Source organism: Oceanirhabdus seepicola, from assembly GCF_023684385.1.
Taxonomy (GTDB): domain Bacteria; phylum Bacillota; class Clostridia; order Clostridiales; family Clostridiaceae; genus Oceanirhabdus; species Oceanirhabdus seepicola.
Genome location: NZ_JAGSOJ010000001.1, coordinates 808,435 through 821,402 on the forward strand (window position 1 = coordinate 808,435; position 12,968 = coordinate 821,402).

The following is a 12,968-nucleotide window of genomic DNA, read 5'->3' on the forward strand; positions in this document are numbered from 1 at the left end:
CCCAGGGTAGAATAAATTTCCAAATGGTGATTTATTCTACCCTGGGTTTCTTGTGACTGAACTTATGAAGGAGATTGCTACACTATTGCTTTATTAGTGTATTTATCCGATAAAGTAAGATTTAGTAGTGAGTACAAAAGTAATGATAACATTGTAATAAATATTAGAGACTCTATCCTAGTATCTTGTTTTAAAAAAATAGGTGGCAGCTCCAATGGTCCTTTAATTAATTTAGAATCTTTTTCACATACATTTCTATTCTTATATGTTACAAAAATCTCTTCATTTGTTAAAGAATGATTATTTGTTGCAATAATATATTTCCCATCTAATTTAGAATCTTCATCAATTAACTTTTGATTAATAGAATACTTTAATCCAAACTTTCCTTCGCTATTTTTGGTTATTGCAACATCTACATAATTAGCACCTTTAACATTCCTTGACAATTTATTTACCTTTTTTTCTATGTTATCAAGTTTTTTATATATTGTTTTATTCAACTTTATTTCTAAATCCTTAATTGACTTGATATAGCTTTTTATAAATTTATCTCTTGACTTCTTATCTGATAAAGCCTTTGACTCACTGAAAACTACTAGAACATGGTCTTTTACGGTTTTATTTTTATATATAAATTGGTAACAAGTTCGATAAGCCTTATATACTCTATTATCTCTTTTTGTATTTAGTAAAACATATTTAACATCTTCAATTTCTTTTATAAACTCACGTAACTCATTCGTAAGTTTTAATGCACCTAAATAACCTACATATTTTCTATTACTATATTCTATTATTATTTTATTACTCAGCATTGCTCTATCTCCAACAATAGTAGCTTTATCTTTTTTAGTTTTAAATTGAGTTATAGTCTTCGCAACTATTTCCATGTTTTCCTTTACAGTTGATTCATGTGCAGTATTCCCTTTGAATATGGAATAATTTAAAGGAATACCCTCTATGTTGCAATTAACCCCTAATTCAAACTGGTTTTTATAGAATCTTTTATTTTTGCTATAACCCTGTGTAATTAATTCTGAGTTAGTATATTCACCTTCAAAATAGCTTGAAGTTATACTATTAAATAAAGTATCAAATGATAAATTATATTTTTTTGTAGCTGTATTTATAATTTCATTCCATATATCTTCTAAATGAGGATTAATTACATCAAGAAATTCACTTATCCTATCATCATTCAAAGAATTTTCAAGTATTTCATAAATATCACCTATTGTTGTTTTTTCATCCACCCACTTTGCAAGATTATACATAGGTTTAGGTGAGATTAATCTATTTAGACATAATATCTCTGCAACTTTACCATTATCTAAATTTTTAAGCTTATTTTCACACCCTTTTTCCTTCAATATTTTTTTAACTGCTTTTTCTATATTTAACTTATCTATTATAGCTTTCAATAAAACCACATTACTTAGTGGTTTGCTGTTAGCTTGATTAACGTTTTTAGTTATTTCATTTTTATATTTAGATTCTGAATTCATATACCACACCTCATATCGAAAATATTTTATTAAATAAACATTATTTTTTAATAACCTTAAATTATAATTACTCATTTAAAAGTTGTCGTTATAAATTCCTCAGAATTCCTTCCAGGAAAATACATCACTTAAGGACCTATATATCTATAGATATCTCTTTTAGATAATTAATTTTGACGACATCCGTATTAATTTTATGACATTATAATTCAAAATGCGACATTATAATTATATCTTAATATTCTAAATGTTGCAATTTAAAAATATTTTTATTGCATTTCCCCTAACAGATAATAAACATTTTTTTGATTTATACGCTCAGTTTTATAGTTATTTCTCCTACATCAGTATTTCAACAAATAAAAGCCATAAACAAAGTTATTCGACTTGGTTTATGGCTTCAATTAAATCAATTTATGTTCTATTTATTATTATAATTAATATATCCCTTAGTTTCTTCTAAACTTTCTATATCTAAAATATTCTCAATAATACCACTCAATTTTTCAAAACTTGATATGCTAATCTTATCCTTATCATATCTCCAATACTTACTGTTTAAACTGCCGACTTCAAACAACTATACTCTAAAAAAAGCTAAGCTGCTCCACTTTCTCCTTAGCTTCAAAGGTATGCATATACTTAAAAATTTCATTAACATTAAATACAATACCATTTTCCTTACAAGTATATTTGAAAATATCCATCAAGGCTTTGTTATTGTCACTAATAATTTCATAGCTATATCCGTACTTTTTATGATATTTTTCCTTCAGTCCTGGAAAATGCTTATCTAGCTTAGCATAAAAATATTCTCTGTTTCCGGCTCTTAAGGTTAACCCCATATTAAAGCATAAAATCCCATATACCTTAGCTTCAATACAGTAGTCAAGAATGCCTCTTAGGTTTTCTTCTGTGTCATTTATAAAGGGCAAAATAGGATCTAACCAAACCACAGTAGGTATTTTATTATCTCTCATTACCTTTAATACTTCAAAACGCTCTTTTGTACTACTTACATTAGGTTCGATTATTTTACATGTGCCTTCATCATAAGTTGTTAGTGTCATCTGTACTACACATTTGGCTTTTTCATTTATACTTTTCAGTAAATCAAGGTCCCTAAGAATACGATTTGATTTAGTCTGAATGCTAAGACCAAAACCGTATTTATCTATTATCTCAAGAGCCTTTCTGGTATGCATTAACTGTTCCTCTAGGTGTATATATGGATCACTCATAGCACCAGTACCAATCATACATTTTTTTCTTTTTCTCTTAAGTGCTTCTTCCAGTAGTATCAATGCATTGCTTTTAACCTCTATGTCTTCAAAATCATGACTCATATTATAGCACCTACTCCTACTGTCACAATAAATACATCCATGTGTGCAACCACGATATATATTCATGCCATTTCTTGGTGATAAAATTCCCTTTACTTCTTTATAGTGCATGTTAATTTATCCTTTCTGTTTCATCATTACTCTCTTTCAGCTCTCTAGAATCATTCATGCTGATTAATTTTATCCCACTCAGTTTTTTTATACTTTATGTGTTTTAACATTAAGTTAGTCCACTCTTTATCATATTCTCTATACAGCTGCTCTTCAGCCCATTTTTTTATATTCTTATGGTCTGGATGATTCTCATCATGATAAACTTTAAGGAATTCATAATATCCCCCAAGTCCACCTACATCTTCTGGTGGTGCTGTTTCCGCACCATCAATAAGCGTTGGATATCCATAGTAATAATCTTCAATAATCTCTTCTAAAGTAATAAGTATTCGCCATTCATCACCATAATCATATCTATAATTAATCTTCCCGTATTTCTCTATGTATTTATCAATTTTTATACTTTGAGGTTTTCGTATTGTTGTATTAAGATGCTTCGCTATAATTCCAAAAGGGTCATTTTTCTTATCTAGTTTTGCTTTTTTATATTTTGCTTTAACTATCTTATTTTCATCGTATGTTTCGCTATCATTTGTTATTTTTAAGTTTTCTTTACTTAAATTAAACTCAAATAAATGATTATAATCTCTTGGGTATCCACTATAAAAATTAGTTACAGTCTGAATTGTATCATGTAATCTATTAAATGTAGCACCAGCAGGCATGATAACCTCTCTGTAAATTAGTGGATCTGATTCTATAAATTCAATTTTTATTTTGTAAGATTTCATAAATTATCCTCCTGCTAATTTTTAAAAACAACTATTATATCTAATACTACTATATATTTTAATCTTAATAAGTTCAATCAAAATAAAATCCATAAACGACTTTACTACTTGCTTATGGCTTAATTTATTAATTTATGTTCTATTTCTTATTATCACTTATATATCCCATGGCTTCTTCTAAACTTTCTATATCTAAAATATTCTCAATAATTATACTCAAATTTTCATAACTAGCTTTACTAATCTTATCTTTAACATATCTATCTATCTCACCAAACTTTTTAGTAAGTAATTTTATTACTAGTTCAACATCTTTTAGTCTTGCCTCTTCTTTTTCTTTTTGTATGCCTTTTTTTATCCCTTTTTGTATTCCTCGCTCCTCTACCTTAGGATCATAAAAACTCTTGACCATATCTTTTACCTCCATCTCTATATTAATGTATTTAGTATATTTATCGTTAAAATAGCTTATTAAATTCTCTATTATTGTATTCATTGTATCAAAATCATTTAATTCTAATTTACCTTCATCGTATGCCTTACTCATAGCTACCAATGTTTCTCTTGTCATTCTCAGCATTTGATTATGTATTTTATCCATCTTAATTCTTTTTTCTTCTTGAGATTTTCTACTTCTACTAATTTCTTTCATACTCTTTCTTAACTTAAAAATTTGAAGTGGATACAATAGATACATATTTTCATTATACAGCATTTCTATATCATATCTCCAATATTTTAGCACTTTACTTTTGTAAATAAACTCACCTTGCTTAGGTATCTCCAACTTTAATTTCACTTCATCAGGGATACCTTTACCTTCTTCTAATACTATAAGAAAAGGCTCTGGTAGTCTTATTGTAATTATTTCATTTAGTTTTGAAAAATCAGCCTTCTCAACTGCTTTTTCAAAACCATATCTGAAAAGTCTTATAGCCATTTTTTCATCATGTACTGTTTGAAATTCAATTTCATATTCATAAATATTTTGACCATCCTCAACTTTTACGTACATATCAGCATAATGACTATAGTATACCGTTTTATATTTATGCAAATTTATAAATTCTTTGTTTCTATAATTAATTTCAGCATCATAACTTATATTGTCTTTATATATTGCATTTAAAAAATCTATTATCGGTTTCTTGTTATGAATACTAAATAATTTTTTCATTATCTTATCCATCTGCAAGTAACTACTAGTATCTTGAAGCTTACCTACAGAATCTTGCCCATATACCTCTTCTGAATCTTCTTTTACTAAATTAGAATACTTTGCAATACTATACACCATATTAATTTCCTCCGAATGTAATTAATGTGCTATTTATAGTATTGACATATCTCAGTTTTTATAAACATATGTTCGGGGTGGATTTTTAAGAAAAACCATCAAAATTTTCATGATGGTTTTTTGATATTGTATTCTTTTTTGCTCACTACTAATATTTTATCATCTAGCTATCTTTCCATATTTTCTTTAATCTTTTTCACCTCTTCAATGGATCAGCCTGTTTTCTTTCCTTTCATGTAGTTATATTAATTTCCCAAGTATCTCTTCAACACACCCACAAGCCCAAACAAAAAAAAGCCCTCTAGATTTATTCTAAAAGGCTTATACTACTATACTGTTAATTGCTTAAACATCTTTTTACTATAAATTTTTATATCCGTATATTTTTCCTTTAGGCACTTCGAAATAAATAACTAGTCAAAGGAAAGCTTATATTTTGCATCAGACAAGGATTTAGAATACGTGCATAGCAGGGCTCTGTGCGTGTTCTAAAGACGCAGGATTATGCAAAATAGAAGTTTGAACTGGCTTGTTATTTATTTCGAAGTGCCTTAAGTTCAGTTGTCAAATTAGAATCTATTACTTTGTATGAAACATCATCTCTGCAGTATTCGCAAAAGTCATTTTCCCGTTCATTTCAATTTTTTCTCTGACTTTTACTTAGATTTCCAAACTTTATGGTGTTACCGCCCCCGAAGGTTTTAGTGAAGGAGGCACCCCTAAACTTGCTAAAGTTTGTTAATTATACTATATACTTCTCGTATACTTCACTGTAGTCTCTTATATTATACTTCCTTGATGCCTTTTCTCTATACCCTCTCGCCTGATTAAAAATCCCACTAAAAGCTTGTACAACATCACATTCTACTCTACCCTTACCTAAACAATTCGTTGCTACATCTATAGATGCTAAATCTATATTCATCTTTTTTTCATTCTCTTGTTGTAGTAAATATATACCATACAGAGCTTTATATAACTTCTTTAATTCATCAATTTGATTCTTTTTTACATCTATAGAAAAATTCTTTTCACCTATTACAAACTTAATTTCTACATCTAAATCCACAGTACCCGCAGTTTCAAGTCTTACTTCTTTTACTTTATCATACTTAAATTCATACCTGTTTAAAATTCGTTTCTTGCTTATAGCACTACTTCCATCTAAGTGTATTAATCCATAGTTTGTAAAACAATACTCATCACTCTTAGACTTAATCAAAAAATATATCTTCTCACCATCTTCACTAAATATATAATCGTCTGAATCTACTTTTTCATAATCACTAGGTGATATTATCATACCTATATCACTTATACCCAATGCATCCGCTGCTAATTTCCCAAACATATTATTGCTCCTTCTAATTTTTATTTTTAATTATAATAATATACTATAAATTAACAATAATCACAAGTAAACCTCGTAATTCAGTAGCTTCTTGTTATATCATAGTTCTATATCTTTTCCCTCTTGTTTTTTTATATGGAAATTTCTTGTTTCTCAGACATCAAGGAAATAAACTTGTAACTTGATTTCAGGTATTCAAGATAAAATTTCTCGGTGTTCCTATACAATTTAATGGCTAAGAAAAAAAGCACCCATCCCACAAAGATTAGTGCTTATTTGTAAATATACCATGATACTCTACCCTAAACTATATATCTATAAAGATCTTCTCGTACAGGTGTATGCAATCTATATGTGATTTCTACAGCTCTTTTGTTTGTATTCTCCATAATAAATTCTTTAGGCTCACCTACAGTATTTATTTTCCCAAGATAATAAAACTCCTTTGATACTTTGTCATCCTTATTTTTTCTCACAAATAAACTCATTTCTACATTGTCTTTTTCAGCATTATATGCTTGCACAACGTCTGGTGAATTTTTTGTTCTTCCTGATTTAGATATGGCTATTATTTGTGCTGGTGATAGGAATCTATCCTCATATTTTATAGTAGAACTGATATCTTCTGCTTTATCATAATTAATAAATACTGGGTAAGTCTTGGTTTTTTTATTAAATTTATATCCACCTATATTTGTTGCCACTTCACACTTTTCCCACTCTAAAAGTCTGCATACATCCTCATAAGTGTACTTCTTATATAACATAAAATTTGTATCCATGTACCTAATACTATAATCTTTTTCATATCTACTTATACCAAAGTCTATAGCCTCTTTTACAACATTTGCAAAATTTTGATTTTGTAGTTTTTCTTTAAATACCTTAGATATTTTATAGTCCTCATTGTCCTGCTCTAAAAAAATACATTTTTCATAGGTTTTCTTCCCTGTTCCCGAAGGAAACTCATTGGTAAGTACATTTATAATTGAGATAGCTGTACTTTCTTTAAAGTCTATATTATAAATTTCTTTTAAAGATGCCTTTAACCTTGATAATGCGTTAGTCTCATATTCCATAAGCTGCTTTATCATAAGTAATTCATGAATTCTTTTGCCTGAAGCAAGTTTTTTAGATATAAATTCTATGAATAGTTCTTCTGTATTATCCAAGTGTACACTATACTCTTTTTCATATTTAAGTAAAAATTTATGATAAGAGCCTAAGCTATTATTTTCAAAAATTCTCAATGGATCTATGGACTCATATGTATCAAAGTCTTTTAGACTTGGTATTTTACCCAGTTTTTCTTTAAGTTTCTTGTAATTTTCTTTAATGAAACTAACTTGATTAAATTTAACCTTATCAATTGATTCAAAAATACGTTTTTTTGAAATTTTATCAAAATTAATAGTAGAGCAACCTGGAATTACTCTATTTCCTTCCATAACATACTTTCTAACATTATCTTTGTTATAAGTTCTGTCACCAGAAAGAGCTATAGGAATTAAAAAGTTACTATCATAGTTTCCAACAAAATCGATTACAACAATATATTCCTTATCAGTATGCTTTCTAAGTCCTCTTCCTAATTGCTGCACAAATATTATAGCTGACTTAGTAGCTCTCAACATAATTACTTGATTTACACAGGGTATATCAACACCCTCATTAAAAATGTCAACTGTAAATATATATTCTAAAGAGTTTTCTATTTCTTCTTGCTCTAATCTTTCTATTGCATTTTCACGTTCTTTTTGATTATTGTCTCCTGTTAATGCAAGGGTTTTATATCCTCTATTATTGAATTTATTTGATAGTTCCTTAGCCTCTTCTTTATTGCTACAAAATATTAACCCTTTTACTCTGTTTCCACAGTATCCATAGAATTTTGCTTTTTCAATTATATGTTCTACTCTTTGATCTTGTACTAAGTATTTAAAATCTGTATTTTCATCTAATCCCTTGCCATCAATAGATATATCTTCTATACCAAAATAATGAAATGGACAAAGCAAATCTTCTTCTAAAGCTTGCTGCAGTCTTATTTCATAAGCAATGTTATAATCAAACATTTCAAAGATATTAAAATCATCATTTCTTTCTGGTGTAGCTGTCATTCCTAATAAAAATTTAGGTTTAAAGTGACTCACTATCTTTTGATAACTCACTGCCCCCGCCTTATGCACTTCATCTATTATAATGTAATCGAACTCTGTATTTTCAAAACTAGATAGAATTTCATCTTTACATAAAGTTTGCACAGTAGAAAATATAAACTCTTTATCTACTTCTTTATAATTACCTGAAAGAATCCCCATAGTTTTCGTATCACCAAAAACATTTCTGTAGCTTTCTAAAGCTTGTTTTGCAATTTGCTCTCTATGTACAATAAACAAAGCCTTTTGTGGATTAACATTTCTCAAATCAAATGCTGATAGGTATGTCTTCCCTGTACCCGTTGCCGAAATTAATAATGCTTTTGCTTCTCCCTTTTCCCTTATGTTATCTAGGGATTTGATAGCAGATACTTGCATTTTATTTGGTCTTAATTTGTACTGAACAATTGATGGTACTTTGCTCTTTCTTGTGTATTCTCTTTGCTGGAAATATATTTTTTCATAAGTTTCTATCCATTCTATAGTTAACTCATTGGCTTCTTGCCACATTAACTGAAAATCATCTATTACCTCTTCTGTTAATGCTCCTTCTTCTAAAGAAGATACTTTTATATTCCATTCCTTATTTTTTGTTAATGCTGTTTGTGTGAGATTTGAACTTCCAACAATAATTTTATAACAATCACTATGCTGAAAAATATACCCCTTTGTATGAAAGCTTTCTTTATCATATAATTTAATTTCAAGATTTGAAAATTCCAACAATCGCTTCAATGCTTTTGGCTCACTAAAATTAAGATAATCCGTAGTTAAAATTTGTCCTTTTACGCCTTTATCCTCTAAATCCTTTAATGTCTGTAACAAAGGAGTTATGCCGCTACTTGTAATAAATGCAACAGATATCATAAAGCCCCTACAACTTTCAAGCTCTGAAATAATATTGCTTAGAATCTTATTTCCTTGTTTATAATCATTTACTAATAGTTTAGGCATTAAGGCTAAATTACCCTCAATAGAATTATCAATTATCCCTTTCTCAGCGGACTTTAATAACTCTTCTTTTATACTAATGTTATTTTTTTCTATTGTCTTAATTTCTAAACTTGATACACCTTCAAGTTTATTTTTAGTAATCATTCATTAATCACCTACAATTATTTAAGAATTATATCGATTCCAGTTTAACTAAATTTATACATACTCAAAACTCATAGAAACACTGCGATTTTGAGCATGTATAAATAAAGTTTAACTATGAATTCTATATATTTATCTCTTTCATTAATTCTTCTACTGCTGGGACATCAGCTGGCGCCCAATTCAATGAGCTTAGATAATCTCTTTTTAACCAAATTAAGGCCCCATGTTCATTAGCTACTGGCGTTCCTTCTATTATTTTGCATTTAATCGTTATTAAATTTACTATAAATTTATCATATTCATGTGTGTAATCGTTAAAAACCTCAAAAGCTTCTACTCTGCAGCTTAATTCTTCATTTATTTCTCTTTTTATTGCTTCTTGTAGATTTTCTCCTTCTTCTACCTTTCCTCCTGGGAATTCCCATAGATTTGGCATTGGCATTTGTAATGATCTTAGAGCGCATAGTATCTCATTATTAGTATTTTCTATTATTGCACCTACTACTTTTATTTTTTTCTTCATATCGTACCACCTCCTGATTATTTTATCAGATTATTGGATAATAACCTAGATTATAAGGTAGTTTTGTTTATTTTTTTGTGGATTAGTTAGTTTTTGTTTGCTTATAGCTCTATATTGGGATTTTTTCAGCCATATTAGAAATTAATCTTGTGGAAGTAATTCTTCTACAATATCATCATCTAAACATATTGCAATACTATTAGAGATAAACCAACCTCCAACTTTTAATCTCTGATGTAGCTTCTCTTCTGCACTTTCCTTTAATAGGAATTGATAGAACTCGTCATCTTCATTACAATCTTCCCAAAGACAATTATCATTTACAAGCTCGCAGGATAATTCATAGTAGTTATTTGTATCTAAATAATAATTACACCATTTTTCTTTCTTAATAATTTCTTCAACTAAGTTTAAATCATTATTAGCTATCTTCATCAATGCTTTATAAATAATAATACTATCTTCTTTATCTGATCCAATTCTTTCTTCAATCTCAATTAATATTTGACTTGTGTTGTTCATGAGTTTATTCCTCTCTAACCATTTATAACTTAATCATTTGTTTTTGATATGTAATCCTTAATACTCTGTTCATTATAAGTTTCTTTGTAATTATCCCATAGTCTATAAGAAAATATATTATCACAGTTGGTTTCTTTTAGATATTCTATTTCTTCTAAAAGATTTTTAAAAGCTTCAAATGAATTCTCTCCTGCTGCAATCCCTATTACTTGGAGTTTTTAATATCTGGTTCTATGGATTCTGAATTAGGTTGATAAGTGTAGCCTTCTTGGGTTAGAAAAATATAATGATTTATTTTCATGTATAATATTTCCTCTCGTCTAGTTTTTTATTAGATCGAGATCGTAACATAATCCTTTAATTTAATCATATCAAATTCCTCTACTTTGATTGCTTCTTCAATAATCTCTATCTTATCTTTACTAACACGAATATCTATTTTTTATAGCTCATTTCATCAACCACCCAATTAATCCCAGCACAAGTCTCTACATATGCTATGTTAGCATTATACTTCTCCTCTAGCTCTTCTAATTCTCTTTCTCTATCTTCTTCAGCCTCATGTTCATCTGAGACCTCAAAAAACCTTTCGGTTCCAATACTATATTTTGCAATCTTTCCTTCTGAAATTACTTTTATTATTTTGTCATACTTATTTTCAATATTTTCTCTTTTCTCTTCCATATTGAAATAATACTTAACCCAATGCTCCCCTATCATAAATTTATAAATTTCTCTTGCATCATTGTTAAAATAGTTAATTATTTGGTTTTTAAATATTTTACGCCTATATTCTACCTCTCTAACACATACATCGTATGCAATTGATGTATCACCACTATAACTATCACTTCCAAGATTAAAACTTTGTGATTTTTTATCATAAAATTCACACTCTGGTGTATTTCCTTCAATTAACCTCTCATTTAACTCTTCATAAATTTCGTCCATTAGATACGTACCAATATATTTTTCCCCTTCATCTATACTATATATTTGATCTATTAACTCACTCTCATCATAGTATGCATGATCTATCACATATTTAAATTCAAAGCACAGATCATACATTGCAATTAGCCATAATAAAATATCCCCATATTCATAATTATCATGATCTGTTTTAGTAATTTTGTCAGATATTACAACACCTTGATGCATAAATATATTCCACGCATCTTCTGCCCAATTGATTTCAAAAGAATAATTATAGAATATTTTTTCTGCTATTTCTTTTACATCAACCCAATTATATTTGTTATATTCAAATTCATTATCATTACATTTATTTTTTTCTAGTAGCTCTTCTATATTAACTACCTCTTTTTCGATTTTTGTTGCAATATTGTACTCATCATCACAATTATAATCATATAGTTCATCTATAGCTTCTATTATGTAGTTTTTAAACTCCTCTGGTAAAACTAACTCTGATTTATACTCAATACCTAAATAATATTCTGATTGATAAAGAAATAATATATTTACAATGTCTTGTTGTAATAGAATACTTAATTCATAAACTGATCTCCTTTCAGTTAATGAATAAACAAATGGCATTGTAAATACACAGTAACCACTTCCTATAAAAAGTACATTTATTGTTAAAATATCATCGATAATTTTATATTCAAAGTTTATCTCATCTGTACCCTCAAAAATAAATGCATATTGACTATTGATTACATATAATTCATCATCAATACTACCATCTTTTGAATTTACTAATGAATGATGTGAAAGCACCTCGATATTTGAATACTCCTCATGATATCTATTATACTTTTCTAGTTCTGAAATAACTTTTGGTTTCTCCAACATTGGCGGCTCAGTCACTAATAAATTGAGACTTTCTGCATATTCAATAAACCTCATATCTATCCCCCCCCCACAATAACCATATCATATATATTTCTTTACTAATATTAGTAATACCTTTAAACTTTTGAAAATAGATTAAAAAGCAAATCCGAAGTAATACCCAGACTTTAATCATTAAACATTTCTCAATTTTTCATATACTTCTTTTAACATTAGATCATCACTGCAGTTATATAGCAGAACAATTTGTGTTCACAAATTAGTAACCACTCCCGTGGGTTTTAGTGAAGGAGGTACTCCTGAACTTGCTATGAATTCACCATCGCTTTAAAATCATCACCACCATTAATATAATTGAACATATCAAGAAGCACCTTAAGGGTATCTGCCATATTTCCATGAATCCTAGATAACTCTTCTGTTTTATGCAAAAATCCATTGCTTCATCTCTTGATAGGATATTATTAACGTCACTATATATACAATAGAATACAA

General features: G+C 28.3%; 11 protein-coding genes. All 11 read right to left on the bottom strand.

Annotated features, from left to right (window positions below; translation table 11 throughout):
* Positions 1-77 precede the first annotated feature (77 nt).
* Entirely contained in the window at positions 78-1,508 is a 1,431-nt protein-coding gene (locus KDK92_RS03570; RefSeq protein ID WP_250857677.1) for an IS1634 family transposase, read from the bottom strand.
* A gap of 421 nt (positions 1,509-1,929) precedes the next feature.
* Positions 1,930-2,088 carry a hypothetical protein gene (locus KDK92_RS03575; protein ID WP_250857678.1) on the bottom strand — a complete coding sequence of 53 codons (159 nt, stop codon included), beginning with the start codon at positions 2,086-2,088 and terminating at the stop codon, positions 1,930-1,932.
* Positions 2,089-2,095: 7 nt separating this feature from the next.
* Positions 2,096-2,965: an SPL family radical SAM protein gene (locus KDK92_RS03580; protein ID WP_250857679.1), complete on the bottom strand. Its 870-nt coding sequence runs from the start codon at positions 2,963-2,965 to the stop codon at positions 2,096-2,098.
* A 50-nt stretch (positions 2,966-3,015) separates the two neighbouring features.
* Positions 3,016-3,699 carry a plasmid pRiA4b ORF-3 family protein gene (locus KDK92_RS03585; protein ID WP_250857680.1) on the bottom strand — a complete coding sequence of 228 codons (684 nt, stop codon included), beginning with the start codon at positions 3,697-3,699 and terminating at the stop codon, positions 3,016-3,018.
* A gap of 139 nt (positions 3,700-3,838) precedes the next feature.
* Positions 3,839-4,996: a DUF4351 domain-containing protein gene (locus KDK92_RS03590; RefSeq protein ID WP_250857681.1), complete on the bottom strand. Its 1,158-nt coding sequence runs from the start codon at positions 4,994-4,996 to the stop codon at positions 3,839-3,841.
* A gap of 742 nt (positions 4,997-5,738) precedes the next feature.
* Entirely contained in the window at positions 5,739-6,347 is a 609-nt protein-coding gene (locus KDK92_RS03595) for a PH domain-containing protein (protein ID WP_250857682.1), read from the bottom strand.
* 302 nt (positions 6,348-6,649) lie between these two features.
* Entirely contained in the window at positions 6,650-9,604 is a 2,955-nt protein-coding gene (locus KDK92_RS03600; protein WP_250857683.1) for a DEAD/DEAH box helicase, read from the bottom strand.
* A gap of 124 nt (positions 9,605-9,728) precedes the next feature.
* A complete protein-coding gene (locus KDK92_RS03605; protein ID WP_250857684.1) occupies positions 9,729-10,130 on the bottom strand; it encodes a (deoxy)nucleoside triphosphate pyrophosphohydrolase in 402 nt (133 codons plus the stop codon).
* A gap of 141 nt (positions 10,131-10,271) precedes the next feature.
* Positions 10,272-10,652 (bottom strand): hypothetical protein, encoded by a 381-nt coding sequence (locus KDK92_RS03610; protein ID WP_250857685.1) that lies wholly within the window; start codon positions 10,650-10,652, stop codon positions 10,272-10,274.
* Positions 10,653-11,087: 435 nt separating this feature from the next.
* Complete coding sequence (locus KDK92_RS03615) at positions 11,088-12,527, bottom strand: hypothetical protein (RefSeq protein ID WP_250857686.1); 1,440 nt, start codon at positions 12,525-12,527, stop codon at positions 11,088-11,090.
* Positions 12,528-12,781: 254 nt separating this feature from the next.
* On the bottom strand, positions 12,782-12,904 hold the full coding sequence (locus KDK92_RS24435; protein ID WP_276575864.1) for a hypothetical protein: 123 nt from the start codon (positions 12,902-12,904) through the stop codon (positions 12,782-12,784).
* Between the last annotated feature and the right edge of the window lie 64 nt (positions 12,905-12,968).

Coding starts and splice junctions, on each gene's coding strand:
- KDK92_RS03580 (WP_250857679.1), bottom strand. CDS start 2,965: ATGCACTATAAAGAAGTAAAGGGAATTTTATCACCAAGAAATGGCATG.
- KDK92_RS03585 (WP_250857680.1), bottom strand. CDS start 3,699: ATGAAATCTTACAAAATAAAAATTGAATTTATAGAATCAGATCCACTA.
- KDK92_RS03600 (WP_250857683.1), bottom strand. CDS start 9,604: ATGATTACTAAAAATAAACTTGAAGGTGTATCAAGTTTAGAAATTAAG.
- KDK92_RS03570 (WP_250857677.1), bottom strand. CDS start 1,508: ATGAATTCAGAATCTAAATATAAAAATGAAATAACTAAAAACGTTAAT.
- KDK92_RS03605 (WP_250857684.1), bottom strand. CDS start 10,130: ATGAAGAAAAAAATAAAAGTAGTAGGTGCAATAATAGAAAATACTAAT.
- KDK92_RS03615 (WP_250857686.1), bottom strand. CDS start 12,527: ATGAGGTTTATTGAATATGCAGAAAGTCTCAATTTATTAGTGACTGAG.
- KDK92_RS03595 (WP_250857682.1), bottom strand. CDS start 6,347: ATGTTTGGGAAATTAGCAGCGGATGCATTGGGTATAAGTGATATAGGT.
- KDK92_RS03590 (WP_250857681.1), bottom strand. CDS start 4,996: ATGGTGTATAGTATTGCAAAGTATTCTAATTTAGTAAAAGAAGATTCA.
- KDK92_RS03610 (WP_250857685.1), bottom strand. CDS start 10,652: ATGAACAACACAAGTCAAATATTAATTGAGATTGAAGAAAGAATTGGA.